This is a genomic window from Mycobacterium sp. NGS18 (assembly GCF_059813185.1).
This window is the reverse complement of sequence record NZ_JCALEC010000002.1, coordinates 404,912-430,877: the sequence shown is the minus strand read 5'-3', so window position 1 is coordinate 430,877 and position 25,966 is coordinate 404,912. Positions and strand designations below refer to the sequence as shown.

The window sequence follows — 25,966 nt, the reverse complement described above, 5'->3', positions numbered from 1 at the left end:
GCTACCGTCCCACCGATCAAGCCGGCTCCAACACCACAGCGGTGGACGCGACCAGACATCTCCCTGCCCCCTCTGTTGTGCCGAGCCGCCGATACGCTTCAGCCGCCCCGACATGAACGTTTCCAAAGAAAAACCGTAACAGATGTTCGGAACAATTCACTGGTTTTCCGAACCGGCCGATTGCTTCGGTTGTCCACAGTTGCGGTTTCGTCCACTATTGGGTCTTTTGTCGGCCCGTGGTCCAGAGAGTGCGTCCCCGGGCTCAATCCACCACGTCACGCGCCCAGGCCGGCATGATGAATACGCCTTCGGCTTCGACCGTGACCCCGGACGCGTCGGCGATATGACCGCGGGCATACGTCTTGATGCGCTCCCGGCGGTACACCGAGGCTTCCGCGCGCAGCGGCCCCAGTGGTGTGCCGCGCAGATACTTCACGGTGATGGTGCCGGTAAACAGCGGCTTGGTCAGTCCTTCGCTGGCCGCCTCACCGAGCAGATGGTCGAGCACCAGCGCGCTCACGCCGCCGTGGACCAGCGACGGCGGACCCTCGTAAGCCGCGCCGAGATGAAAGTCGCTCCAGCAGTGACCGTTCTCGCCGTGCTCGATCACCAACGGCGGGGCGATCGGATTGCGCAGACCCACCACGGCGTTGCCCCACGCCAACGGCCGCCCGTCGACGACGTAACGCAATCCCGGTGACTCGCTGAGGATCCCGGCATGCAGCCGCTCGGTCATCTGGCGCACCGCAGTGGTCACCTCCCGGATGGTGGAGTCGTCGGCCTGAGTGCGGATGGTGGCATCGATCAGCTCACGTACCGCCTGCGCCAGCGGCCCATAGCGCTGAGAAAGCAGCGCGCTCTCGTCGGCGCTGATCGTGGGCACGTTCGAGCCCGGTCCGAAATCCACCACAGATGTTCTCCTCTAATCTCCGAATACCTTGCGCGTCACGGCCTTCGCCCGGCGCGTCACCCGCAGGTAGTTATCCAGGAACTCACCGCCGTCACCGTCGGGCCAGCCGGCGGCCACCGCTACCGCGTTCAGCGCGCGCCCTGCCCCCGGCAGCTGGTCGGTGGGTTTGCCGCGAACCAGCACCAGCGCATTGCGCGCCCGGGTCGCGGTCAGCCAGGCCTGCCGGAGCCGGTCCACGTCGTCTTCCTCGAGCAGCCCGGCCGCGGCGATGGCGTCCAGGGTCTCCAGCGTCGACGTGTTGTGCAGCGCCGGGACCCGGTGGGCGTGGCGCAGCTGAAGCAGCTGCACGGTCCACTCGACGTCGGCCAGCCCGCCCCGGCCCAGCTTGGTGTGCGTGTTGGGGTCCGCGCCCCGCGGCAGCCGTTCGGCGTCGACGCGCGCCTTGACCCGGCGGATCTCGCGCACCGCATCGCCGGACACCCCGCCGGCCGGGTACCGGGTCTCGTCGACGATCAGCAGAAACCGCCGGCCCAGGTCCGCATCACCGGCGACCCAGTGCGCCCGCAACAGCGCCTGGATCTCCCACGGCTGCGCCCACTGGTCGTAGTAGGCGGTATAGGAGGCCAGGGTGCGCACCGGCGGGCCGTTGCGGCCCTCCGGCCGCAGGTTGATGTCGACCTGCAGCGGAGGGTCGACACTGGCGGTGCCCAGCAGCGCCCGGACCTGTTCGGCGATCGAGGTTGCCCAGCGCACCGCGTCGGTGTCGGTGACCCCCTCATTGGCCTCGCAGACGAACATCACGTCGGCGTCCGAGCCGTAACCCAGTTCGCGACCACCGAGCCGGCCCATGCCGATGACGGCGATGCGCGCCGGCGCCGACTCGCCCTCGTCGCCGGGCAGGTTGACCCGGATGATCGCGTCCAGGCTGGCCTGCAGCACCGCCACCCACACCGCGGTCAGCGCCTTGCAGACGTCGCGAACCTCGAGCATGCCGAGCAGGTCCGCCGAGGCGATGCGGGCCAATTCGTGGCGGCGCAGGCTGCGCGCGGCGGCGATCGCGCGGACCGGGTCGGCGTAGCGGGCCGCCGACGCGATCAGTGCCCGCGCCACCGCGTCCGGCTCGGAGTCGAGCAGCTTCGGTCCGGCCGGGCCGTCGCCGTAGGCCTGGATGACATCGGGTGCGCGCATCAACAGTTCGGGGATGTACGCCGAGGTGCCCAGCACTCGCATCAACCGCTTGGCGACGGCGCTGCTGTCACGCAACGTGCTCAAATACCAGCGGTGGGTGGCCATCGCCTCGCTGAGCCGGCGGTAGGCCAGCAGGCCGGCGTCGGGATTGGGCGTGTCCGACAGCCAGTACAGCAGCTTGGGCAGCAGCACCGTCTGCACCCGGCCGCGGCGGCCGCTCTGATTGGTCAGCGCCGCCAGATGCGTCAGGGCGTTCTGCGGCGCCTCGTAGCCCAGTGCAGCCAGCTGTCGTTCGGCGGCGCCGGGGGTCAGGCCGCCGGCCAGCTCGAGGCCCGCGGGGCCGACCGCTTCCAGCAGCGGTTGGTAGAACAGCTTGGCGTGCAGCCGCGATACCCGCATGTTCTGGGCTTTGAGCTCCTCGCGCAGCACCCCCAGCGCGTCGTGACGACCGTCCGGCCGGACGTGGGCGGCGCGGGCCAGCCAGCGCAACGCTTCGTCGTCGTCGGGCGGCGGCAGCATGTGGGTGCGCTTGAGCCGCTGCAGCTGCAGCCGGTGTTCGAGCAGCCGGAGGAACTCATACGACGCGGTCAGGGTCGCCGAGTCCTCCCGGCCGATGTAACCGCCGGCGCCCAATGCGGCCAGTGCGTCGACCGTGGACGCCACGTGTAACGACTCGTCGCTGCGGCCGTGCACCAGCTGCAGCAGTTGCACCGCGAACTCCACGTCACGCAGCCCCCCGGGGCCGAGCTTGATCTCGCGGTCCCGGATCTCGGCGGGAACCAGCTGCGCCACCCGGCGGCGCATCGCCTGGACGTCGGCGACGAAATCCTCACGCTCGCAGGCGGTCCAGACCATCGGCAGCAGCGCGTCGACGTAGGCTCGGCCCAGTTCGGCGTCACCGGCGGCGGGGCGCGCCTTGAGCAGCGCCTGAAATTCCCAGGTCTTGGCCCAGCGCTGGTAGTAGGCGATGTGCGACTCCAAGGTCCGTACCAGCGTGCCGTGCCGGCCCTCCGGGCGCAGCCCGGCATCTACTTCGAAGAACGCCTCGCCGGCCACGTGCATCAGTTCGCCGGCGACCCGGGTGCTGACCGAGTCCGCCTCCTCGGCGACGAAGATGACGTCGACATCGCTGACGTAATTCAGTTCCCGCGCACCGCATTTGCCCATCGCGATCACGGCCAGCCGCGGCACGGCGGCGGCCTCGTGGGTGCCGCACACCGTCCTCTCGGCCACTTGCAGCGCAGCCCCCAGCGCAGCGTCGGCCAGATCGGACAGGTGCGCACCGACGGTCACGAACGGCAGTTCCGGCAGGCTCTCGATGGCCGGCGCCAGATCCAGCGCCGCCAACACCAGCAGCCGGTCGCGATACAGCGCCCGCAGCCCCTCGACGTAGGCGCCGTCGGTGATCTCGGCGACGCGCTCGGCGAACATGGCGCGCAGCGCATCCGCCGACGGCAGGGTCAGCGTGTAGTCGTCGGTGCCCTCCGGGCTCGCCAGCAGGTTCCAGGACTGCGGGTGGGCGATCAGGTGGTCCCCCAGCGCCAAGGAGGATCCCAGTATCCCGAATAACCGCCCGCGCAGACCGCGATCGGCCAGCAGCGCCGCGCTCAGCTCGTCCCAATCGATTCCCGGCGCCTCCGACAGTCGGACCAGCGTGCGCAGCCCGACATCGGCGTCGGGGGCTCGCGACAGCGCCCAGAGCACGTCGACGGTCGGTTGGTTGTAGGAGCTGTACCAGCCCAGGTGGGTCAGGTCCGCCGCGGCGTAGCGGTCGACCAAACCGAGCCTCCCGACGCTGGGCAGCTTGCGGCGCTGCGCTCCGGGGTAGGTCACGACCGTCCGGGTCAGAGGGCCAGGTAGTTCTGCAGCTCGTAGGGGGTCACGTGGCTGCGGTAGTTCGCCCACTCCTGACGCTTGTTACGCAGGAAGAAGTCGAAAACCTGCTCCCCCAACGCTTCCGCGACCAGCTCGGAGTTCTCCATCTCGCCCAGGGCGCGCTCCAAGGTGCCGGGCAGTTCGCGGTAGCCCATCGCGCGGCGCTCTTCGGGCGTCAGCGCCCACACGTTGTCCTCGGCCTCCGGGCCCAGTTCGTAGCCCTTCTCGACTCCGCGCAGGCCGGCGGCCAGCAGCACGGCGAACGTCAGGTAGGGGTTGCACGCCGAGTCCGGGCTGCGCACCTCGACGCGCCGCGACGAGGTCTTGTGCGGGCTGTACATCGGTACCCGCACCAGCGCTGAGCGGTTGGAGGCACCCCAGGACGCCGCGGTGGGCGCTTCCCCGCCGTGGATCAGCCGCTTGTAGGAGTTGACCCACTGGTTGGTGACGGCACTGATCTCATTGGCGTGCTCGAGAATTCCGGCGATGAACGACTTGGCGGTGGCCGACAGCTGCAAGGGGTCGTCGGGACTGTGGAAGGCGTTGACCTCCCCCTCGAACAGGCTCATGTGGGTGTGCATGGCTGAACCGGCGTGCTCCCGGAACGGCTTGGGCATGAACGACGCCCGCACCCCTTCCTTGAGCGCGATCTCCTTGATCAGGTAGCGGAAGGTCATCACGTTGTCGGCCATCGACAGCGCGTCGGCGTAGCGCAGGTCGATCTCCTGCTGGCCCGGCGCGTTCTCGTGGTGGCTGTACTCCACCGAGATGCCCATGGTTTCCAGCGCCTCGATCGCATGCCGGCGGAAGTTGGCGGCCGAGCCGTGGATCGCCTGGTCGAAATAGCCGGCGTCGTCGGCCGGAACCGGTGTCGTCCCGTCGTAGGGGCCGGGCTCGAGCAGGAAGAACTCGATCTCGGGATGCACGTAGCAGGCGAAGCCCAGCTCACCGGCCTTGGCCAGTTGCCGGCGCAGCACATGCCGGGACGACGCCCAGGCCGGGGAGCCGTCCGGCATGGTGATGTCGCAGAACATCCGGGCCGAGTACTGCCGGCCGTTGTCCGAGGTCCATGGCAGCAACTGGAACGTGGACGGGTCGGGGTGGGCGACCATGTCCGATTCGAAGACCCGGGCGAAGCCCTCGATCGCCGAGCCGTCGAAGCCCACGCCCTCTTCGAACGCGCCCTCGAGCTCGGCCGGCGCGATCGCGACCGACTTCAGGTATCCGAGGACGTCGGTGAACCAGAGCCGGACGAAGCGGATGTCGCGTTCCTCCAGCGTGCGGAGCACAAACTCCTTCTGACGGTCCATACCGCGAAGCGTATCAGCGGTCAGCACTTCGCATCGGTTGGCGGCAATGTGCCGTCGACCAGGTAACGCGTGGCGTAGCCGTCGACGCATTCGTTGCCCTGGAACACCACCGTGTGCTGGGTTCCGTTGAACGTCAGCAGACCTCCGCGCAGCTGCTTGGCCAGATCCACACCGGCCTGATAGGGGGTGGCCGGGTCGCGGGTGGTGGACACCACCATCGTCGGGGCCAGGTCGGGTACCGAGATGGTGTGCGGCTCGGTGGTCGGCGGTACCGGCCAGAACGCGCAGGTGCTCAGCGGCGCGTCGCCGGTGAACTTCCCATAGCTCATGAACGGCGCCATCTCACGCGAGCGCCGGTCTTCGTCGATCACCTTGGCGCGGTCGCTGACCGGCGGCTGGTCGACGCAGTTGACCGCCACCCGGGCGTCGGTGGCGTTGGTGTAGTGGCCGTTGGCGTCACGGCGCATATACAGGTCGGCCAGTCCGAGCATGATGTCGCCGCGCCCGTCGGCCAGATCCGACAGGCCGTCGTTGAGGTGCGTCCAGAACGTCGGCGAGTACAGCGCCATGATGGTGCCGACGATGGCGTCGCTGTAGCTGAGCCCACGCGAATCCTTGGTCTTGGCGCGCTTGTCCACCAGCGGGTCGACCAGGCTGTGATAGACGTCGACGGCCTTGTCCGGCTCGGTTCCCAGCGGACACTCCGGTTCCTTGGCGCAGTCCGCCGCGAAGTCGTCGAACGCCCCCTGGAAGGCCTGCGCCTGGCGCAGGTCCTCCTCGATCGGGTCGGCGTTCGGGTCAACGGCGCCGTCGAGGATCATCGCCCGGACGTTCTGCGGATAGGCCTCGGCGTAGGCCGAGCCGATCCGGGTGCCGTAGGAGTAGCCCAGGTAGGTCAGCTTGTCGTCGCCCAGGCCGGCCCGGATCGCGTCGAGGTCGCGGGCGACGTTGACGGTGCCGACATTGGCCAAGAACTCCTTGCCGGTCTTCTCCAGGCAGCGTGCGACGTAGTCCTTGGTCTCGTTCTCGATGCGCTCCACGCCCGCCGGGCTGTAGTCAACCTGGTTGAGGGCTCGCAGCCGGTCGTTCTCCTTATCGGAGTTGCACCAGACCGCCGGTCGCGACGACGCCACCCCGCGCGGGTCGAACCCGACGAGATCGAAGCGCTCGCGGACTTTGCGCGGCAGCGTCGAGACCAGGCTGACGGCGGTTTCGATCCCCGATTCGCCCGGGCCGCCCGGGTTGATCACCAGTGAGCCGATCTTGTCCCTGGTCGCCGGGAATCGGATCATGGCAAGCCGCGCGACGTCGCCCTGCGGTTTGGCGTAGTCGACGGGCACCGCGATGAATCCGCACTGGGCGTCGTCGGGCACCTTGATGTTGGTGTCGGCGGTGAACCGGCACTTGTCCCACTGGACCGGCTGGCCGACCCGCGGCGCGGCCAGCACCGCGTGGCCCGGCGTCATCCGGGTGCAACTGCCGACCGTCAGGACCACCACCGCGATCGCGAGGCAGGTCAGGGTGGTACGCGCGATCCTGTCGCGGCGGGTCGGCGGGGTCATGACACCACATGCTGCCATGCACAGCTGGGCGCAGCCGGACACCGGGCGCTCAGCGCGTGGCGTCGACCAGTTCCCTCATGCCCAGGTCGAAGTCATCGGCGAGTTCCCACAGGTCCGGCAGGAGCTCGGGACAGCTGATCACCCCGACGTTGAGGTGCCCGTTCAACGACATCACGGTCACGTTCAGCCCCGAGCCGTGGAAGATCGGTCCCAACGGGTACATCGCGGCGATCTCGCAGCCCAGGTAGTACAACGGCATCTGCGGGCCCGGGACGTTGGAGACCACCACGTTGTGCACCGGGCGGGCGGAGGTGAGCCGGCTTTTGGCATAGACCCGCATCGCGACACCGAACACCGCCGGCGCGGCGAACTGCGACCAGTCCTGCAACAGGGTCGCACCGATGGCCGAACTGTGCTGCTTGGCCACCGCGTTGGCCTCGGAAATGGCCTTGAGCCGCTCGACCGGGTCGGCGATCTGCGTTTCCAGCCGGGAGAACATCCCAGACACCTGGTTGCGGCCCGGACGGTCGGACTTGCCGTGCACCGATACCGGCACCATGGCCACCAGCGACGACTCCGGCAGCTCGCCACGGGCGCTCAGAAACTGCCGTAACGCCCCCGACACCAGGGCCATCACCACGTCGTTGACCTTGACGCAGAAATGGTCCTTGACCTTCTTGACGTCCTCCAGATCGAGCTGGGTGTAGGCGACGTTGCGGTGGCCGCTCACATTGGCGTTGAACGCGGTCTGGGGCGCGGCGAACGGCGCGGCCATCGTCTCGCCGGTACGCACCCGCTGCACCGTCTTGGCCACCGACGACACGGTGCGCGGCAGCACGTTGACCAGGTTCAGGGGCCGGCTCACAAACCGGGCCAGCCCGCCTGCCACGATCGCCAGCCCGCTGGCGTCGCCGGCGCCCTCGACCGGCTCCGGGCGCGGCGCGTCGACCTCGGTGCTGCACATCTGCGACAGCATGTTGGCACCGGTGACCCCGTCAACACCGGCGTGGTGCATCTTCGTCAGCACCGCGATGCGGCCGCCCTTGGCCGCGTCGGTCCCGTCGAGCCCCTCGATCACCCACGACTCCCACAGCGGCCGGGTGCGGTCCAGTGGCAGCGAGACGATGTGCCCGGCGATCTCGGACAACTCCACCCGCCCGCCCGGCGGGGGCAGCCCGATGCGGTGCACGTGGTGGTTGATGTTGAAGTCGCGGTCCTCCACCCAGACCGGGTGGTCGAGGTTGAGCGGGTTGTCGGCGAGCTTTTCCCGGAACTGCGGCATCGCGGTGATGCGCTGCGCGAGTTCGTCGCGGAGCCGGTCGAAGCTGTAGCCGCCCGGCATGGTGGCGGCGTCCAGCTCCAGGATCGAGCAGACATGCAGGGGCTGTTGCGGCGTCTCCAGGTAGAGGAAGCTGGCGTCGAGTCCGCTGAGCCACTGCATGTCGCCGATCGTAGGCCGGTGTGACGGATCGGGTGTGAGGAAATGCACTCCACCTGTCGGTTCAGCTGCAGCGCCGCAGGTGGCACACTGGCTGATGTCAGACGACCCGGGGACCCGGCATGGGCTTCGAGGATCGACCCGACCACTTCGAGGGACAACGATGTCTGAGCACGTCTATGGCGCTTCGCCCGAGCCTGTCCGTATTGCTCCGCAGACCCGCGTTCACCATCTGCAACAGATGAAGGCCGAGGGCCGCAAGTGGGGCATGCTGACGGCCTACGACTACTCCACCGCCCGAATCTTCGACGACGCCGGCATTCCGGTGCTCTTGGTCGGTGACTCGGCCGCCAACGTGGTCTACGGCTACGACAGCACCGTGCCGATCTCCATCGACGAACTGATCCCGCTGGTCCGCGCGGTGGTTCGCGGCGCTCCGCATGCGCTGGTGGTCGCCGACCTGCCGTTCGGCTCTTATGAGAGCGGCGCCGCGATGGCGCTGGCCACCGCCACCCGCTTCATGAAGGAGGGCGGCGCGCACGCGGTCAAGCTCGAAGGCGGGGAGCGGGTGGCCGACCAGATCGCGACGCTGACCGCCGCCGGCATCCCGGTGATGGCCCACATCGGATTCACCCCGCAAAGCGTCAACACCCTCGGTGGCTTCCGGGTGCAGGGTCGCGGTGATGCCGCCGAGCAGACCATCGCCGATGCGATCGCGGTGGCCGAAGCGGGTGCGTTCGCGGTGGTAATGGAGATGGTGCCGGCCGAGCTGGCCACCCAGATCACCGGCAAGCTGACGATTCCCACCGTCGGGATCGGCGCCGGCCCCAACTGCGACGCCCAGGTTCTGGTGTGGCAGGACATGGCCGGTATGACCACCGGCAAAACCGCCCGATTCGTCAAGCGCTTCGGCGATGTGGGAGCTGAATTACGTCGCGCGGCAACGCAATACGCCGACGAGGTGGCTGCCGGGACGTTTCCCGCCGAGGAGCACTGCTTCTAGGCCGACTGCTTTGAGAACGCGGTGTCCGGGCGGTCGGGATGTGACAGGCTGGAGGCGTGTCGGCAACCGACCCGAACACCGCTCAATATCGCGAGGTGGAACGCAAATTCGACGTTGACGCGTCGGCCATCTCGCCGTCCTTCGACGGCATCGCCGGGGTCGCCCGAGTTGAGCAGTTGCCGGAACAGGCCCTGGCGGCGGTGTACTTCGATACACCCGGCCACGACCTGGCGGCCCGACGAGTCACATTGCGCCGGCGCACCGGCGGTTCCGACGCCGGCTGGCACCTGAAACTTCCGGCCGGGCCGGACACCCGCACCGAGGTGCGCGCACCCCTGGGCCCGAAGATTCCGGACGAACTGCTCGACGTGGTGACGGCAATCGTCAGGGATCGGCCGCTGGCACCCGTGGCACGAATCTGTACCGCCCGCAGTGTGGTGGTGCTGCGCGACGATCGGGGTGAAGTGCTGGCTGAGTTCTGCGACGACCAGGTCACCGCGTCGGCCGAAGGCTCCGAGCACGAGCAAGCCGAACAGCACTGGCGGGAATGGGAACTGGAACTGGGCTGCGGGGACCTCGAGTTGCTGGACCGGCTGAGCCACCGGCTGCTCGACACCGGCGCCGAGCCGGCCGGCTACGGCTCCAAACTGGCCCGGGTGCTCGGAGCGCCGGCGGTGCCCGCGCACCCGACCGACCGCCTGCATCGGGCGCTGGCCGAGCAGATCGAGCAACTGCTGGTCTGGGATCGCGCAATGCGTGCCGACGCCGATGATGCGGTTCATCAGATGCGGGTGACGATCCGACGGATCCGCAGCCTGTTGCACGGCGAGGAGTCGGCCCACGCCCGGCTGCTCGGCGAACTGCAGGAATTGGGTGCGGTGCTCGGTGTCGCCCGCGACGCCGAGGTCCTGGCCCAGCGCTATCAGCAGGCGCTCGACGAGCTGAGGCCTGAGCTGCTCCGTGGGCCGGTCGGCGAACGGCTGGTCGGCGGTTCGCTGCGCCGCTATCAGGCGGGACGACGGCGCAGCCTGGCCGCGATGCGCTCCCCGCGCTACTTCCGGCTGCTCGACGACCTCGACGATCTGATCAGCGCACCTGCCGCCGAGCAGTACGCCACCGTCGACATCGCCTACCGGCGGCTGCGCAAGGCGGCCAAGGCCGCCAAGACGGCCGCCGACCGCGACGCGGCGCTGCACCGGATCCGCAAGGCCGCCAAGCGGCTGCGCTACGCCGCCGCAGCCGCGGATAAGAAGAAGATCGCCAAACGGGCGAAGACGATTCAGAGCCTGCTCGGCGACCACCAGGACAGCGTGGTCAGCCGGGCGCATCTGCTTCAACAGGCCGATGCCGCGGCGGCCGCCGGCCAGGACACCTTCACCTACGGGCTGCTGTATGCCCGCGAGGCCGACCTCGCCGCGCAGAGTCGGGCGAAGTTGCGGCCCGCGCTGCGCAAGCTCGACCGGGCGGTTCAGTGAGACTCGCGGAGGAGAGGCGAAACTGGGACCGCCCCATGAACCGGGCGATCTAGGCGGACGAGCCGGCCGGTAAACCGGATTGTGTTCCCGGAGTGAATGCCGCACGGCAGCGCCGCCACCCGGCCCAGCGGCACAGATCAACCAACGAAATACGCTGTGTCAAAAAGCATTTGAAGCGGGCTATTCCCCGGCGGATATGCCCGCCAGGGCGTCCAGTACCCGATCGATGAACCGGTCGGCGTTACCACGAAGGCTGTCGTTCGCGTGTTGGGTCGTGTCGACCTCAATCGGATTCCCGGATGCAAAGCGCACCACCATGGCGCGCCGATACGTTCGCTGCCCGAAAGCGTCCGCCGAACCATAGGCGTTGACGTCGACCCCAGTGATCTGGCTCAGCGGGCGGATCAGCGCAACCAGATCCTGCTCCTCCGCAGCGTCCGCGATGTAGTCCAGCTGTCCGATCGCGTGCCTGTCGATCCACACAAGACGGCGCTGCTGATCTGGCAACGTCTCGCGGGCGAAGCCTTCAACCGGCCATCGCCTAACCAGCTCGCCGATCTGCTCAACCACGATCCTGGGCGGCCGCGACCAGTCCGGAAATACGTCCCGGGCTATCCGCCGGAGTTGTTCTTCGTTCGTCATGGACGACAAGTTAACCCGCAATGCTCTCTCCCGCAGTCCACCACGCAGCCCCTGGAATATGCAGCAGTGGCCGTTCCGAACCGTCCGTACACCGTGGCGCGCACCCTCGGTGCTGCACTTGGCGGAATTTCGCTTGCCCCGGGGGGCAAAGCATCTCCCCCGCAAGGGATTTCATAGCTAGTCTGCTCCGCATGACGCCCCCGCCCGAACCCGAACCGACCGCCGCGCAGAACCCTGGGCGGGCTGTCCGGCGCCTCTCCGCGGAGGAAGGGCACGCCATGGCAGAGCAGATTCGCACCAAGCGGGTTAGCCAACGCCCCCCGGCCAACCCGCCGTTGGACATCCCTGAGGCGTTCTCCACGCCCGAGCCGGTGCGCACCGGGTCGGACAGGCTCCGCCGACCGCCACCACTCCAGCGCAACGCCGCAATCAACAAAAGGGCTAAACGCGCCGGTCAACGTTGCAGGGCGGACGAGTTGGCCTGTAAGCCGGATTCTGTTCCGCACCGCTTACGCGGTGCGGCGGCGACCATCCATCTGGGCACACCGTCGCCGGGTACCTCAAGCGGCCTACCCGCAGATTCGGGCGAGCAGCCCTCGAACACCTGCGCGACCGCACCGTAATGCGGTCTTCTTGGCCTTGCTTCGGGTGGGGTTTACCGAGCCGCCCCGGTCACCCGGGACGCTGGTGCGCTCTTACCGCACCGTTTCACCCTTACCACCTCACGGTGGCGGTCTGTTTTCTGTGGCACTATCCCGCGAGTCACCTCGGATTGCTGTTAGCAATCACCCTGCTCTGTGAAGTCCGGACTTTCCTCGACCCGCTTGTGGCGAGCCGCGGCCGCCCGGCCAACTCGTCCGCGCTGATCACCGTACCGGCAAGCGTCGGTGCAGGCCAACCGGCATGATGACGCTGTGGGAGCACACGCGACAACACCGTGGCGGCGGCGGGTGGACGCCGGCGACTGGGACGCCATCGCCGCCGAGCTCGACGACTGCGGCGGCGCGCTGTTGCCCCGGCTGCTGACGGTGTCAGAGGCCGCGCGGCTACGCGGTGTCTACTCCGACCATGAGCGCTTCCGCGCCACCGTCGACATGCAGCGCCATCGGTACGGGTCCGGCCAGTACCGCTACTTTGCGGCACCGATGCCCGAACCCGTCGATCACCTCAAGCGGGCGCTGTATCCGCACCTGCTGCCGATCGCCCGGGACTGGGCGGCCCGACTGCGGCGAGAGGCACCCTGGCCGGACGACTTCGACGAATGGCTGGATCGCTGCCACCGGGCCGGGCAGACCAAACCCACCGCACTGATGCTGCGTTACGGTCAAGGTGATTGGAATGCACTGCACCGGGACCTTTATGGCGAGCTGGTATTTCCACTGCAGGTGGTGATCAACCTCAGCGACCCGGCCACCGACTACACCGGCGGCGAATTCCTGCTGGTCGAACAGCGTCCGCGAGCCCAATCCCGGGGCACTGCAACGCAATTGCCGCAAGGGCACGGCTATGTGTTCACCACCCGCGACCGGCCGGTGCGCTCCACCCGCGGCTGGTCGACGGCGCCGGTGCGCCATGGCGTCTCGGCCATCCGCTCCGGCGAGCGTTATGCACTGGGTCTGATCTTTCACGACGCCGGGTGACCAACCTGCCGTCGCAGCAAGATCACGTTGTCGATCAGGGTGGCGGCCTGCCCGTCGGGCCCGACCGCGTCGCGCTCGACGGTCTCCGCCCGCAGCCGTTCCCACTGCTTGTCGTCGAGCGCCAACCCCGCCAGGACCTCGTCGACCGTGGCGAAGTGATGCTCGTGAGCCTGCTCACCTGCCCACGGCGGCGCGGCGCCGTGATCGACGATCAGCAGCCGCCCACCCACCGCCACGGCATCGGCGGCGCGACGCAGCACCGTCTCGCGGTCCAGCCGCGCCGGGGAGTGCAGGAACTGCGCCGAGACCAGGTCGAACCGGCCGGCGGGGAAGCTGGTGGACAGGTCGTGGCGCTCGAAGCGGATGCGTGAGGACACATCTCGTTGTGCCGCCGCGGTCCGCGCTCGCCTTAACGCGTTGTCGGAGACGTCGACGGCGACCACCTGCCAACCGTCCTCGGCCAGCCAGACCGCATCCGCGCCCTCACCGCAACCCAGGTCCAGCGCCCGGCCCGGCGCCAGATCAGCGGTGACCTCGGCGAGGTGGGCGTTGACGTGCCCGCTCCATATCCGCTCATCGCCGCCGTAGAACTGCTCCCAGAACTCCCGGGCGTCCTGCACCGGCTCAGTCATCGCTCGACGCTCCCGGGCAGCGGTAAGCCGTAATCTTCGGCCGCCAGGCTCTGCACCACCGCCGCTGCGGCCCGAGAGCCTGCAGCGACGGCTGCGGCGACCTGTGGCATCTCCCCGGTCAGATCCCCGGCGGCGAACACCCCGGGAACCGAGGTGCGACACAGCGGATCCACGTTAACCGGGTCTTCGGCGGCGGGGCCGGGTCCGGTGATGTCCACGCCGAGCCGCTCGGCGAGCTGATCCCGCTGCCGCAGGCCCGTCGCGACCAGTAGCCCGCGGCGCGGAAGTCGGCTGCCGTCGGCGAACACCACCGCCGCCAATTCACCATCAGCTGCCTGCAGCGCCGCTACCGGCCGCTCGTCGACCTCGATGCCGGCACCGGCCAGTCGGGTTCTGCCTGCGTCGTCGAGATCGGCGGAACCGTCGCAGAGCACCACGATGTCGTCGCTCCAGCACCGCAACAACAGCGCCAGATGCACCGCCCGGTCGCCACCAGCCAGTACCGCCAGCGGCTGGTCGGCCACCTCCCAGCCGTGGCAGAACGGGCAGTGGAAAACCGAACGGCCCCATAGGCTGTCCAAGCCGGGCAACTCCGGCGGCAAGTAGGCCATGCCGGTGGCCAGCAGCACCCGGCGGGTCCGCTGGCTGGTCCCGTCGGCCAGGTGCACGGCGAAAACCCCGTCGACGCGGCCGACGTCGGCCACCTCGGCGGCGTGGACTTGTACACCGTAGGAGGCGAGCTCGCGGCGGCCGAGCGCGTAAAGCTCAGCGGGTGGGCGGCCGTCGTGCCCCAACAAACCGCCGATGCCGGGTGCGGTCAGGTTGCTCTGCTCCCCCGCGTCGATCACCAATGTCTTGCGCCGGGCGCGGCCCAGCACCAGGCCCGCGCTCAGCCCGGCCGCCCCGCCGCCCACCACGATGCAGTCCCAGATTTCGTTCATGCATCCGAGCCTGCAGGCCAGCCGGCAGAATTGGCAAGGCGATTTGCCAACTGGGCAAGTCCGCCGGGTGCCGGTCGACCGGCGTGACAGCGCCCACGCCGGTGCGAGGCGAGGCGTTCTTCTGGCCCGTCCGCCGCCACAGCGAACCCGACTCCTAGCATCGTTGAGTGGGTCTATTCGGGCGTAGCCACGAAGTACCGGACGAGCAGCGAGAGATAAGGTCTCTTATGGGCAGGATCTACGACAACGTCGCCGAACTGGTCGGGCACACCCCGCTTGTGCGGCTCAACCGGGTGACCGACGGGCTCGGCGCCCAGGTCGTGGCCAAGCTGGAGTTCTACAACCCGGCCAGCAGCGTCAAAGACCGCATCGGGGTGGCGATCATCGATGCTGCCGAGCGATCCGGTGAACTGCGGCCCGGCGGCACCATCGTCGAAGCGACCAGCGGCAACACCGGCATCGCGCTGGCGATGGTCGGTGCGGCACGCGGGTACAAGGTGATCCTCACCATGCCGGACACGATGTCCACCGAACGCCGGGTGATGCTTCGCGCCTTCGGCGCCGAGATCGTCTTGACGCCCGGCGCCGAGGGCATGTCCGGCGCGGTGGCCAAGGCCAAGCAGATCATCGCCGACACCGACAACGCCGTCGCCGCCGATCAGTTCGCCAACCCCGCCAACCCGCAGATCCATGCGACGACGACCGCTGAGGAGATCTGGACGGACACCGCGGGCGCCGTCGACGTCTTCGTCGCCGGCATCGGCACCGGGGGAACGCTGACCGGGGTGGGCCACGCCCTCAAAGAACGCAAGCCCGAGGTCAAGATCGTCGGCGTCGAGCCCAAGGAGTCCGCGATTCTCAACGGTGGCGACCCCGGGCCGCACAAGCTCCAGGGCCTCGGGCCGAATTTCGTACCCGAGGTGCTGGACCGGGACGTCTACGACGAGATCATCGATGTCGGATTCGAGGACGCCATTCGGGTGGCCCGCGAGCTCGGCACCGACGAAGGCATCCTCGGTGGAATCTCTGCGGGTGCAAATGTCTGGGCCGCTCTGGAACTGGCCAAACGCCCCGAGAATGCCGGCAAGCTCATCGTCGTGGTCATCCCCGACTTCGGCGAGCGATACATCTCCACACCGCTGTTCGAGCACATCAGGGAATGACCACTCAATGAGCCTGCTATCGGCTATCCGCGAAGACCTGCGCAACGCGCGCGCGCACGACCCGGCGGCACGTGGGGACGTGGAGAATGCGCTGGTCTATTCGGGTCTGCATGCTATCTGGGCGCACCGTGTGGCACACCGGCTTTGGTCCCGGCCGGCACTGCGCGGCGTCGCCCGGCTGCTGTCCCAGGCCACCCGTCTGGCCACCGGGATCGAGATCCATCCAGGCGCAACCATCGGCCGGCGGTTCTTCATCGACCACGGTATGGGCGTCGTGATCGGCGAGACCACCGAGATCGGCGACGACGTGATGCTCTACCACGGGGTGACGCTCGGCGGCCGCTCGCTGAAGCGGGGCAAACGGCACCCTACGGTAGGTGACAGGGTGACCATCGGCGCCGGCGCAAAAGTGCTGGGGCCGTTACGAATCGGCGACGATTCCGCGATCGGCGCCAATGCGGTCATCACTCATGACGTGCCGGCGAATTCGATCGCCACCGGAATTCCCGCGGTGGTGCGCGCCCGCACCGAGAACCAGCGCGAACCCGGCGTGGACCCGACGTCCTACATCGACCCGGCGATGTACATCTGACATTGCACGGCCCCGCCATCTGCTGGCAAGCTGATTTGCCATGTCGGCAAATGACGAGGAAAGCGGTGTCGATCTGCGGGTACGGCGACGGCTGCGCGAGCTGCGCACGCAGCAGGGCCTGACGCTGGAGGACGTGGCCACTCGCGCCCGCATCGACGTCTCCACGCTGAGCCGCCTGGAGTCCGGCAAACGGCGCTTGGCGCTGGATCATCTGCCCCGGCTGGCCGAGGCCCTCGCGGTCACCACCGACGAGTTGCTGCGCGCCCCTGAACGCCCCGACCCGCGGGTGCGGGGTGCCTCGCAGACCCACCATGGCATCACCTACTGGCCGCTGACCCGGCACGGGCCGGCCGGTGGTCTGCACGCCTTCAAGATCCGGGTCAGCGTGCGGCGCCGCCGCCCGGCCGAGTTACCGGTGCACGAGGGCCACGAGTGGATGTACGTGCTGTCCGGGCGCCTGCGACTGGTGCTTGGCGACGACGACTTCCTGATCGGCCCGGGCGAGGCCGTCGAATTCTCCACCTGGACCCCGCACTGGTTCGGTGCGGTCGACGGGCCCGCCGAGGCGATCATGCTCTTCGGCGCCCACGGTGAACGAGTGCACCTGCACGATTGAGGCCGACTAGAGATAGGCCGTCTGGTTCACCAGCCGCACCGAAGCGGGCCCGTCTGCGAAGAACTCGGCGATGCTCAGCGACGCCAGATCCAGGTGCAGCCGGTAGAGGATCGCCGGACCGGCGTCCAGCGCCAGGCGCAGGACGGTCTTGATCGGGGTCACGTGCGACACCACCAACACGGTGGTACCGCGGTGTTCGGCGACGATCCGGTCGCGCGCCCGTCCCACCCGCTGCTGCACCGCATCGAAGCTCTCCCCCTCCGGTGGCTGCGTGGAGGTGTCCTTCAGCCACCGCCGGTGCAATTCCGGGTCGCGTGCAGCCGCCTCGGCGAAAGTCAGCCCCTCCCAGGCCCCGAAGTCGGTTTCGGTCAGGTCCTCGTCGACGGTCACGTCCAGGTGCAGCAACTTGGCCGCCGCGGTGGCCGTGTCATAACAGCGCTGCAGCGGCGAACTGATCACCGCCGAAATGCCGCCGCGCCCAGCGAGATAGCGTGCCGCCGCATCGGCCTGCGCCCGACCGGTGTCGGTCAGCGGCGGGTTGCCCCGTCCGGAGTAGCGGCGCTGCACCGACAGTTCGGTCTGCCCGTGCCGCAGCAGCAAAAGTCGGGTGGGCGTTCCTGTTGCGCCCGTCCAGCCCGGCGCCGTTGGCGGTGAAGGCTTTTCGGGCTTCTCCTGGACCGGTTTCACGGGCTCGGCCGAAGCCGGCTCAGCACCGGCCAACGCGGCCGCGGCGTCCATCGCCTGGTTGGCCAGCCGGTCGGCGTGCGAGTTCTTCTCCCGCGGAATCCAGCTGTAGCGGACGTGGTCGAACTTCGCGGCCAATTCGCGGGCCTGCCGATGCAGGGTGATCAGGTCGGGATGCTTGACCTTCCACCGCCCGGCCATCTGCTCGACCACCAGCTTGGAGTCCATGAACACCGCGACCTCGGCGGCGCCCAACCGTGCCGCCTCGGTCAGACCGGCGACCAGGCCACGGTATTCGGCGACATTGTTGGTGGCCGTGCCGATCGACTCCCGAGCTTCGGCCAGCACCTCGGCGCGATCCGCGGACCACACCACCGTTCCGTAGCCGGCCGGCCCCGGGTTGCCGCGCGACCCGCCGTCGGCTTCGACGATGACCTTCATCCCACGACCTTCATCGGCGCCGCACTAACCAAAGTCCTTGACCCGCAGCAGGATCGCACTGCACTCCGGACAGCGCAGCACCTCCTCCGGCGGAGCCGCCGAGATCCGCGCCAGCTCGCCGCGGTCGATCTCGATCCGGCAGGCCCCGCACTGGCCGCCCCGTAGCGGTCCGGCACCGACGCCGGCGGATGCGCGCTGCCGCTCATAGAGCGCCAGCAGCTCGGCGTCGATTGCTGCGGCCAGCTGCTCGCGGCTCGCCGCACGCTGGGCGCGGGTGGCCTCGATCTCCCCCGAGGCGGTGTCCAGCGTCTGCTGCACCCGGGCCAGGTCGGCGGCCAGTCCGTCGATCACGGCCGACTCGGCGGTCGCCTGGGCCTGCAATTGCTCGCGCTGCTCCAGCAGCTCCAGCAGCGAATCCTCCAGGCTGGCCTGGCGGCGCTGCAACGTCTCCAGCTCGTGCTGCAGGTCGGTGACCTGCTTGGCGTTGACCTGCCCTGAGTCCAGTAGGGCGCGGTCACGGTCCTCGCGCTGGCGCACCGCGTCGATCTCCGACTCGAAGCGGGCGGCCTGGGCGTCCAAGTCCTCCAACGCCAGTTCCAGCGCGGCCATCCGGTCGGAGGCGGTGGTGTGGTCGGCCTGGATGCGCATCCGGTCCTGCTGTTCGGGCAAATGACCGGCCCGGTGCGCGAGCCGGGACAGTTCGGCGTCGATCTCCGACAATTCCAGCAGCGAACGTTGCTGTGCCACTTCGGCCTTCATTGCCGGTCTCCTTCGCAAGCGAGGTTCCAGGGGTCGGTGCGCAGCGCGCTGACGCGCACCGGCACGGCCGCACCGAAGTGCGAACGGAGCACGTCGGCGGCTTGCGCGCACCAGGGGTATTCACTGGCCCAGTGCGCCACGTCGACCAGCGCCACCGGTGACCGTCGGGAGTGCTCGTCGGCCGGGTGGTGGCGCAGATCCGCGGTGAGGAAAACCTGGGCGTCGGCCTTGGCCGCCGCATCCAGCAGCGAGTCTCCGGCACCGCCACAGACCGCGACCCGCGACACCGGCAGATCCGGATCCCCCGCCGCGCGCACCCCCCATGAGGTGGCGGGCAGCCGGGCAGCGACCCGGGCGACGAAGGCGCTCAGCGGCTCCGGCGCTGCCAAGGTGCCGATCCGGCCGATCCCGACACCGGCCGGTAGCGGCTGCAACGCGAAGACGTCGAACGCCGGCTCCTCGTAGGGGTGCGCAGCCAGCAGCGCCGCACGGACCCGGCCGCGGAACCGGGCCGGCGCCACCACCTCGACGCGGTCCTCGGCGACGCGCTCCACCGCGCCCACCTGGCCGATCGTGGGCGCCGCCCCGTCGCCGGGCAGGAACTGCCCGGTGCCGGTCACGCTCCAGCTGCATTGCGCATAGTCACCGATGTGCCCCGCCCCGGCGGCGAACACCGCGGCCCGCACCGCCTCGGCGTGCTCGGTCGGGGCGTAGATCACCCACTTGTCGGTGTCGGGCGCACTCGGCGCCGGTTCCAGCACGGCCTCCACGGTCAGCCCCAGCGCCTCGGCCAGCGCATCCGATACCCCGGGGTTGGCCGCGTCGGCGTTGGTGTGAGCGGTGAACAAGGCACGTCCGGAACGGATCAGCCGGTGGATCAGGGCTCCCTTGGCTGTGCTCGCCGCCACGGTGTCCACCCCGCGCAACAGCAGCGGATGATGGGCCAGCAGCAGGCCACCGTCGGGAACCTCATCGACCACCGCGGCGGTGGCGTCGACGGCGACCGTCACCGAGCTCACCAGCTCGTCCGGATCGCCGCAAACCAGCCCGACCGAATCCCAGGACTGGGCCAGCTCCGGCGGGTAGGCGGCGTCCAGCACGTCGATGACGTCAGCCAGCCGCGCAGTCACACTTCAAGACAGTAGTGCGCCACCCGGCGGGCTCGCCGCGCACGTCGGGGACAATGGGCTCGTGACGCGCACGACCACTGCCACCGCCGAGCTGGTGATCTTCGACCTGGACGGCACCTTGACCGACTCCGCCGCCGGGATCGTCGCCAGCTTCCGCCACGCGCTGGACCACATCGGGGCGCCGGTGCCCGGCGGCGATCTGGCCCAGTGGCTCGTCGGCCCGCCGATGCACCACACGCTGGCCGCGATGGGCCTCGGCGAACAGACCGACGCGGCGATCGCCGCCTACCGCGCCGATTACACCAGCCGCGGCTGGCGGATGAACACCATGTTCGACGGCGTCACCGCGCTGCTGACCGACCTGCGGGCCGCCGGCGTGCGGCTGGCGGTGGCCACCTCCAAAGTCGAGCCGACCGCACGCAAGATCCTGGCCCACTTCGGGCTCGACGGGTTTTTCGACGTGGTCGCCGGCGCCAGCGTCGACGGCAGCCGCGCGGCCAAGTCCGACGTGCTGGCCCACGCGCTGGAGCAGCTGGCGCCGCTGCCGGACCGGGTGCTGATGGTGGGCGACCGGCGCCACGACGTCGACGGGGCGGCCGCGCACGGTATCGATACCGTGCTGGTCGGCTGGGGTTACGGGCAGGCCGATTACGACGACGCCGAGACGGGTCCGGCCGCCCGCGTCCAGACCGTCGCCGAGTTGCGGGAGGTGCTCGGTGTCTGAGCCGGCATTGCATGTCACGTTCGTCTGCACCGGCAACATCTGCCGTTCCCCGATGGCCGAGAAGATGTTCGCCCATGAGCTTGCGCAGCGTGGCCTGGGTGATGCGGTGCGCGTCACCAGCGCCGGGACCGCGGATTGGCACACCGGAAAGGGCGCCGACGAGCGCACCAATCGGGTGCTGCTCACCCACGGCTATCCGGTGGAGCACAGCGCCGCCCAGGTCGACGCCGACCACATGTCGGCCGATCTGGTAGTCGCGCTGGGGCGCAACCACGTCGGCTGGCTTCGCGGGCTCGGGGTTCCGGCTGAGCGGATCCGGATGCTGCGTTCCTTCGATCCGCGTTCGGGCGCGGCCGTCCCCGACGTCGAGGATCCCTACTACGGCGGCCACGACGATTTCCAGCGGGCTTTTGATGTCATCGCGGCCGCACTGCCGGGCCTGCACGATTGGGTCGACGCGCAGCTGGCGGGCGGCGAGGGCGGCTGATGCGGCGGCTGGCCTTCCTGCTGCGCCCGAGCTGGCTGGCCCTGGCGGTGGTGGTGCTGGCCTTCGCCTACCTGTGTTTCACCGTGCTGGCACCCTGGCAACTGGGCAAGAACACCACCACGTCGCGGGCCAACAGCCAGCTCGAACACGCGCTGACCGCGGAGCCGGTGCCGGTGACAACGCTGTTGCCGCACCAGGATTCGTCGGCCCCGGATGATCAGTGGCGGCCGGTGAGCGCCACCGGGCACTACCTTGCCGAGGCGCAGGTGCTGGTGCGGTTGCGGCTGGTCGAGGGGGTGCCGGCGTTCGAGGTGCTGACGCCGTTCGCGGTCCACGGCGGGCCGACCGTACTGGTCAACCGCGGCTATGTGCGCACCGACGACGGCGGCTCGCGGATGCCGCAGATCCCGCCGCCACCGGACGAGCAGGTCACCATCACCGCGCGGCTGCGGGATCCGCAGGAGACGATTCCAGGCAAGAATCCGTTCAGCGAGAACGGTTTCCGTCAGGTGTATTCGATCAACACCGAACAGGTCGCGGCATTCACCGGGGTTCCACTCACCGGCTCCTACCTGCAGCTGGTGGAGGACCAGCCGGGCGGGCTGGGACTGATCGCGCTGCCGCGCCGCGATAACGGGCCGTTCTTGTCCTACGGGATCCAGTGGATCGCGTTCGGGATCCTCGCCCCGATCGGACTGGGCTACTTCGCGTATGCCGAGATACGCGCCCGGCGGTCGGAGAGAGCTCTCGACGAACAGGCCGCCGAGGACCCCGACGCCGATGAGCCCGCGCCGCCGATGACCGTAGAGCAGAAGCTCGCCGACCGGTACGGCCGCCGGCGCTGATCATCGCCGGCGCCGCGTCACCATCGCCCAAGTGCGGCGTATCGGCCCCGGTGTTCGGGCATACTCCAGCCATGGGGCTGCCATGAGACGAACCACCAGGATCGTCGACCTGCTGAATCCCGCTGCGCTGCTGATGCCGGCCGCCAACGTGATCATGCAGCTCTCGCTGCCCGGGGTCGGCTACGGCGTGCAGGAAAGCCGGGTGGACAGCGGCAACGTGTACAAGCATCCGTTCAAGCGGGCCCGCACCACCGGCACCTACCTGGCGGTCGCCGCCATCGGCAGCGCGAACGACCGCGCGCTCTACCGCGCCGCCGTGGACACCGCCCACCGGCAGGTTCGTTCCACGCCCGAAAGCCCGGTGCGCTACAACGCGTTCGACCCCGAGCTGCAACTGTGGGTGGCGGCCTGCCTGTACCGCTACTTCGTCGACCAGCACGAGATCCTGCACGGCCCGCTCGACGACGCAGCCGCGGATGCGATCTACGCCGACGCCAAGAAGCTGGGCACCACCTTGCAGGTGCGCGATGAGATGTGGCCGAAGGACCGCGCGGCGTTCGACGAGTACTGGAAGCACTCGCTGCACGAGCTGCGCATCGATCCCCCGGTGCGTGCGCATCTGCGCGGGGTGGCGTCGATGGTGTTCCTGCCCTGGCCGCTGCGGCTGGCCGGCCCGCTCAACCTGTTCGCGACAACCGGGTTCTTACCCGCGGAGTTCCGCCAGCTGATGCAGCTGGACTGGTCGACGTCGCAGCAACGCAGGTTCGAATGGCTACTGTCGGGGCTGCGAGTGGCCGATCGGCTCATCCCCCACCAGGTCTGGGTGCTGGGTTATCGGGCGTACCTGTGGGACATGCGTTTTCGGGCCCGCTACGGCATGCCCGTCGTCTAGCGCGTCGGCGCCATGCCATCCTGGGGTCATGGTGAACATCACGGGTGTGGGAATCTGGAGTGCGCCGTTGCGCTACGGCGATCAGGGCGAGGCCGCCGAGGCGGCCGCCGAGCTGGAGGAATTGGGCTTCGGCGCACTATGGATCCCCGACGTCGGCGGCCCGGTGTTCGACTCGGTGGAAAACTTGCTGTCGGCCACCCGGCAGGCGGTCATCGCCACCGGAATCCTGAACCTGTGGATGCATGCCCCGGCCGACGTCGCGGCGTCCTACGCATCGCTGACCGCGGCCCACGGTGATCGGTTCCTGCTCGGCATCGGTGTCAGCCATGCCCCGCTGATCGACGCCGGGGATCCCGGGCGCTACCGCCGGCCGCTGCGGGCGATGACCACCTTCCTCGACGGTCTCGACGCCGCCGACACGCCCGTCCCGGTCGGGTCCCGGGTGCTCGCCGCACTGGGCCCGAAGATGCTGGAGCTGGCCGCCAACCGCAGCCGCGGCGCCCACCCCTACCTGACGACCACCGAGCACACCCGGTTTGCCCGCGAGCAACTGGGCGACGGCCCACTGCTGCTGCCCGAGCAGACCGCGATCTTGTGCTCGAGCCGTGACGAGGCACGCGTGATCGGCACCAAGTGGCTGGGCTCCTACCTGGCACTGCCCAACTACGCGAACAACCTGCTGCGCTCGGGATTCTCCGAAGACGACATCGTGGGAGTCAGCGACCGGCTCTTCGACGCGCTCATCGCCTGGGGCAGCCCAGAGACCATCACCAGCCGGATCGCCGAGCACCGGGCCGCCGGGGCCGACCACGTTTGTGTGCAGCTGTTGGATGCCGACCCGCGCGCCTTCCCGCGTGCACAGTGGCGCAAGTTGGCTGAGGCGCTGGGCTGATCTCAGCCGACCGAACGGTCTGCACCGGACCAGAATTGGGCGCGCACCGCCTTCTTGTCCGGCTTACCCAGCGCGGTCACCGGCAGCGATTCCGCGACGATGACCTGCTTGGGTGATTGGACCGAGCCCTTGCGCTCTTTGACCGCGGACTGGATCTCGGCCGTCATCGCGGCGATGGCCGCGGCACCGGTGTCGACACCGGCACGCAACACCACCACCGCGGTCACCGCCTCGCCCCACTTCTCGTCGGGGGTGCCGATCACGCACACCTGAGCCACCGACGGATGCTCGGCGATGACGTCCTCGACCTCGCGGGGAAACACGTTGAACCCGCCGGTGACGATCATGTCCTTGGTGCGGTCCACGATGTAGTAGAAACCGTCTTCGTCCTCACGAGCCAGGTCGCCGGTGTGCATCCAGCCGCCCTTGAACGTCTCGGCCGTGGCCTCCGGAAGATTCCAGTAGCCGCCGGAGAGCAGCGGCCCGGACACACAGATCTCGCCGACCTCGCCCTGGGCCACCGGAGTGCCGTCCTCGCCCAGTAGCGCCACCCGCGCGAACAGCGTCGGACGGCCACAGGAGGTGAGTCGCTTCTGGTCGTGGTCCCCCTTGGCCAGATAGGTGATCACCATCGGCGCCTCGGACTGACCGTAGTACTGGGCGAAGATCGGCCCGAACCGGTCGATGCCCTCCTGGAGCCGTACCGGGTTCATCGCCGAGGCGCCGTAGTACACCGTCTCCAGCGAGGACAGGTCGCGGGTGTGCGAATCCGGGTGATCCAGCAGCGCGTAGATCATCGACGGCACCAGCATGGTGGCGGTGATCTTCTGCTCCTCGATCACCCGCAGCACCTCGGCCGGATCGAACTTGGTCAGCACCACCAGCTGACCGCCTTTGACGATCGTCGGCACGAAGAACGCCGCGCCCGCATGCGACAACGGGGTGCACATCAGGAACTTCGGCTCTTCTGGCCACTCCCACTCGGCGAGCTGAATGGTCGTCATCGCGGTGATGGACGCGACGGTGCCGATGACTCCCTTCGGTTTTCCGGTGGTTCCGCCGGTGTAGGTGAGCCCGCCGATGTGGTCTGCGGCCAGATCGGCGGCCACCAGTGGCTGCGGCTCGAATTTGGCGGCTTCGGCGGCCAGGTCGACCGCCTTGCCGTCGAGCTCCGGTGGCACCGGCCCGATGGTCAGCACCTGTCGCAGCGAGGACACCTTGTCGAGCAGGCCGAGGGCACGCTCCACGAAGGCCGGGGTCGGGTCGATGATCAGCGTGCTGACCCCCGCGTCGGCCAGCACGTAGGCGTGGTCGTCCAACGACCCCAGCGGGTGCAGCGCGGTGCGCCGATAGCCTTGGGTCTGCCCGGCGCCGATGATCATCAGCACCTCGGGACGGTTCAGCGACAGCAGCCCGCAGGTGTCGGCGCCGAGCGCCTCGAAGGCCTGAATGTATTGGCTGATGCGCTCGGCGAGCTGGCCGCCGGTCAGCGTGGTGTCGCCGAGGGCCAGCACCGGTTTGTCCTTGTTGCGCTTGAGGGCGCCCACGGTCAGATGCCCGGAATGGATGGGGTGGCGCAATTCGTGCGTCGACATGGGCTTACCTCTGCTACTGCGCTGACGGGTTGTCGCTGGAGACTACCGAGAGCCCCGGAACGGGCCGAGGGTTGACACCCCACCGCCCCGAAGATCTATTATTTGCGTATGCATGCAGATAATGGTCCGGCCGACCGGCTGCCCGACGATCAGGTGGGCCTGATCGTCGAGGTGTTCCGGATGCTGGCCGACGCCACCCGGGTGCAGGTGCTCTGGGCGCTGACCAGCCGCGAGATGTCGGTCAACGAACTCGCCGAACACGTCGGCAAACCGGCCCCGTCGGTCTCACAGCACCTGGCGAAACTCCGGATGGCACGGCTGGTGCGCACTCGCCGGGAAGGCACCACGGTCTTCTACAGCATGGAGAACGAGCACGTCTGCCAATTGGTCACCGACGCCGTCTTCAACGCCGAGCACGCCGGACCCGGAGTGCCGCCACATCACCGTGGCGCCAACAACCTGCCGGCCGCTGCCGGCCAGGCGTTGCCCGCGCTGGGGCAACGAATCATCGAACAAAGGAGCTGAGCAGC

General features: G+C 68.9%; 23 protein-coding genes, 1 other RNA gene and 1 pseudogene. 12 read left to right on the top strand and 13 right to left on the bottom strand.

The genetic code is table 11. The features are described from left to right. Nucleotides 1-262: 262 nt before the first annotated feature. From AC5Y31_RS05520 to AC5Y31_RS05500, 5 genes are read right to left on the bottom strand one after another with little or no spacing between them, the layout of a single operon-like run. Entirely contained in the window at nucleotides 263-907 is a 645-nt protein-coding gene (locus AC5Y31_RS05520; RefSeq protein WP_082966578.1) for a PaaI family thioesterase, read from the bottom strand. Nucleotides 908-922: 15 nt separating this feature from the next. Beyond that, nucleotides 923-3,946 carry a bifunctional [glutamine synthetase] adenylyltransferase/[glutamine synthetase]-adenylyl-L-tyrosine phosphorylase gene (locus AC5Y31_RS05515; RefSeq protein ID WP_499978999.1) on the bottom strand — a complete coding sequence of 1,008 codons (3,024 nt, stop codon included), beginning with the start codon at nucleotides 3,944-3,946 and terminating at the stop codon, nucleotides 923-925. Continuing rightward, complete coding sequence (gene glnA, locus AC5Y31_RS05510; protein WP_065025896.1) at nucleotides 3,943-5,283, bottom strand: type I glutamate--ammonia ligase; 1,341 nt, start codon at nucleotides 5,281-5,283, stop codon at nucleotides 3,943-3,945. The genes AC5Y31_RS05515 and glnA overlap by 4 nt, the downstream gene beginning before the upstream one ends. 20 nt (nucleotides 5,284-5,303) lie before the next feature. Beyond that, on the bottom strand, nucleotides 5,304-6,845 hold the full coding sequence (locus AC5Y31_RS05505) for an alpha/beta hydrolase (protein ID WP_499978708.1): 1,542 nt from the start codon (nucleotides 6,843-6,845) through the stop codon (nucleotides 5,304-5,306). A gap of 49 nt (nucleotides 6,846-6,894) precedes the next feature. After that, nucleotides 6,895-8,286: a WS/DGAT/MGAT family O-acyltransferase gene (locus tag AC5Y31_RS05500; protein WP_065025898.1), complete on the bottom strand. Its 1,392-nt coding sequence runs from the start codon at nucleotides 8,284-8,286 to the stop codon at nucleotides 6,895-6,897. Between the two features lie 160 nt (nucleotides 8,287-8,446). Here AC5Y31_RS05500 and panB point away from each other — a divergent pair, with 160 nt between their 5' ends. Both panB and AC5Y31_RS05490 read left to right on the top strand, forming a co-directional pair. Further along, nucleotides 8,447-9,286 (top strand): 3-methyl-2-oxobutanoate hydroxymethyltransferase, encoded by an 840-nt coding sequence (panB, locus tag AC5Y31_RS05495; RefSeq protein WP_499978704.1) that lies wholly within the window; start codon nucleotides 8,447-8,449, stop codon nucleotides 9,284-9,286. A gap of 56 nt (nucleotides 9,287-9,342) precedes the next feature. Then, nucleotides 9,343-10,761: a CYTH and CHAD domain-containing protein gene (locus AC5Y31_RS05490; RefSeq protein ID WP_499978702.1), complete on the top strand. Its 1,419-nt coding sequence runs from the start codon at nucleotides 9,343-9,345 to the stop codon at nucleotides 10,759-10,761. A 180-nt stretch (nucleotides 10,762-10,941) separates the two neighbouring features. On the opposite strand, the gene AC5Y31_RS05485 is transcribed toward AC5Y31_RS05490, so the two are convergent. Both AC5Y31_RS05485 and rnpB read right to left on the bottom strand, forming a co-directional pair. Continuing rightward, nucleotides 10,942-11,403: a hypothetical protein gene (locus AC5Y31_RS05485; protein ID WP_499978701.1), complete on the bottom strand. Its 462-nt coding sequence runs from the start codon at nucleotides 11,401-11,403 to the stop codon at nucleotides 10,942-10,944. A gap of 468 nt (nucleotides 11,404-11,871) precedes the next feature. Then, nucleotides 11,872-12,259: RNase P RNA component class A (rnpB, locus tag AC5Y31_RS05480), an RNA gene on the bottom strand. Between the two features lie 58 nt (nucleotides 12,260-12,317). Here rnpB and AC5Y31_RS05475 point away from each other — a divergent pair. Beyond that, complete coding sequence (locus AC5Y31_RS05475) at nucleotides 12,318-13,043, top strand: 2OG-Fe(II) oxygenase (protein WP_065025929.1); 726 nt, start codon at nucleotides 12,318-12,320, stop codon at nucleotides 13,041-13,043. On the opposite strand, the gene AC5Y31_RS05470 is transcribed toward AC5Y31_RS05475, so the two are convergent. Further along, entirely contained in the window at nucleotides 13,028-13,675 is a 648-nt protein-coding gene (locus tag AC5Y31_RS05470; protein ID WP_082966573.1) for a class I SAM-dependent methyltransferase, read from the bottom strand. The genes AC5Y31_RS05475 and AC5Y31_RS05470 overlap by 16 nt on opposite strands. Next, a complete protein-coding gene (locus tag AC5Y31_RS05465; protein WP_499978699.1) occupies nucleotides 13,672-14,616 on the bottom strand; it encodes an NAD(P)/FAD-dependent oxidoreductase in 945 nt (314 codons plus the stop codon). Before AC5Y31_RS05465 ends, AC5Y31_RS05470 begins: the two co-directional genes overlap by 4 nt. A 227-nt stretch (nucleotides 14,617-14,843) precedes the next feature. On the opposite strand from AC5Y31_RS05465, the gene cysK reads away from it, so the two are divergent. The 3 genes from cysK to AC5Y31_RS05450 are packed head-to-tail and all read left to right on the top strand — an operon-like array spanning nucleotide 14,844 to nucleotide 16,987. Beyond that, nucleotides 14,844-15,779, top strand: a complete 936-nt coding sequence (gene cysK, locus AC5Y31_RS05460) for a cysteine synthase A (RefSeq protein WP_065025903.1) — start codon at nucleotides 14,844-14,846, stop codon at nucleotides 15,777-15,779. A gap of 7 nt (nucleotides 15,780-15,786) precedes the next feature. Continuing rightward, nucleotides 15,787-16,371 (top strand): serine O-acetyltransferase EpsC, encoded by a 585-nt coding sequence (gene epsC / locus AC5Y31_RS05455; RefSeq protein ID WP_499978697.1) that lies wholly within the window; start codon nucleotides 15,787-15,789, stop codon nucleotides 16,369-16,371. Between the two features lie 40 nt (nucleotides 16,372-16,411). Further along, the gene (locus AC5Y31_RS05450; RefSeq protein ID WP_065025905.1) at nucleotides 16,412-16,987 is read left to right on the top strand and encodes a helix-turn-helix domain-containing protein; all 576 of its coding nucleotides are present in this window, start codon (nucleotides 16,412-16,414) and stop codon (nucleotides 16,985-16,987) included. Nucleotides 16,988-16,993: 6 nt separating this feature from the next. Here the strand turns inward: AC5Y31_RS05450 and AC5Y31_RS05445 are convergent, their stop codons facing one another. The 3 genes from AC5Y31_RS05445 to AC5Y31_RS05435 are packed head-to-tail and all read right to left on the bottom strand — an operon-like array spanning nucleotide 16,994 to nucleotide 20,001. Further along, nucleotides 16,994-18,112: a bifunctional RNase H/acid phosphatase gene (locus AC5Y31_RS05445; protein ID WP_499978695.1), complete on the bottom strand. Its 1,119-nt coding sequence runs from the start codon at nucleotides 18,110-18,112 to the stop codon at nucleotides 16,994-16,996. Nucleotides 18,113-18,136: 24 nt separating this feature from the next. Continuing rightward, nucleotides 18,137-18,871, bottom strand: a complete 735-nt coding sequence (locus tag AC5Y31_RS05440; RefSeq protein ID WP_065025907.1) for a zinc ribbon domain-containing protein — start codon at nucleotides 18,869-18,871, stop codon at nucleotides 18,137-18,139. Beyond that, nucleotides 18,868-20,001 (bottom strand): Nif3-like dinuclear metal center hexameric protein, encoded by a 1,134-nt coding sequence (locus AC5Y31_RS05435; protein WP_499978693.1) that lies wholly within the window; start codon nucleotides 19,999-20,001, stop codon nucleotides 18,868-18,870. Before AC5Y31_RS05435 ends, AC5Y31_RS05440 begins: the two co-directional genes overlap by 4 nt. A 61-nt stretch (nucleotides 20,002-20,062) precedes the next feature. Here AC5Y31_RS05435 and AC5Y31_RS05430 point away from each other — a divergent pair, with 61 nt between their 5' ends. The 5 genes from AC5Y31_RS05430 (at nucleotide 20,063) to AC5Y31_RS05410 (ending at nucleotide 23,841) form a co-directional block, all read left to right on the top strand. After that, nucleotides 20,063-20,725, top strand: coding sequence for an HAD-IA family hydrolase (locus tag AC5Y31_RS05430; RefSeq protein ID WP_499978691.1), 663 nt, complete (start codon nucleotides 20,063-20,065; stop codon nucleotides 20,723-20,725). Further along, complete coding sequence (locus tag AC5Y31_RS05425) at nucleotides 20,718-21,212, top strand: low molecular weight protein-tyrosine-phosphatase (protein WP_499978689.1); 495 nt, start codon at nucleotides 20,718-20,720, stop codon at nucleotides 21,210-21,212. Before AC5Y31_RS05430 ends, AC5Y31_RS05425 begins: the two co-directional genes overlap by 8 nt. Then, nucleotides 21,212-22,057, top strand: a complete 846-nt coding sequence (locus tag AC5Y31_RS05420; RefSeq protein ID WP_499978687.1) for an SURF1 family cytochrome oxidase biogenesis protein — start codon at nucleotides 21,212-21,214, stop codon at nucleotides 22,055-22,057. The genes AC5Y31_RS05425 and AC5Y31_RS05420 overlap by 1 nt, the downstream gene beginning before the upstream one ends. A gap of 82 nt (nucleotides 22,058-22,139) precedes the next feature. After that, nucleotides 22,140-22,949, top strand: a complete 810-nt coding sequence (locus AC5Y31_RS05415) for an oxygenase MpaB family protein (protein WP_499978684.1) — start codon at nucleotides 22,140-22,142, stop codon at nucleotides 22,947-22,949. A 31-nt stretch (nucleotides 22,950-22,980) separates the two neighbouring features. Beyond that, nucleotides 22,981-23,841 carry an LLM class F420-dependent oxidoreductase gene (locus AC5Y31_RS05410; protein WP_499978998.1) on the top strand — a complete coding sequence of 287 codons (861 nt, stop codon included), beginning with the start codon at nucleotides 22,981-22,983 and terminating at the stop codon, nucleotides 23,839-23,841. 2 nt (nucleotides 23,842-23,843) lie between these two features. Here the strand turns inward: AC5Y31_RS05410 and fadD8 are convergent. Beyond that, nucleotides 23,844-25,531 (bottom strand): annotated as a pseudogene (fadD8, locus tag AC5Y31_RS05405) (fatty-acid--CoA ligase FadD8). A gap of 13 nt (nucleotides 25,532-25,544) precedes the next feature. Between fadD8 and AC5Y31_RS05400 the strand changes: the two are divergent. After that, nucleotides 25,545-25,961 carry an ArsR/SmtB family transcription factor gene (locus AC5Y31_RS05400; RefSeq protein ID WP_499978682.1) on the top strand — a complete coding sequence of 139 codons (417 nt, stop codon included), beginning with the start codon at nucleotides 25,545-25,547 and terminating at the stop codon, nucleotides 25,959-25,961. Nucleotides 25,962-25,966 lie beyond the last annotated feature (5 nt).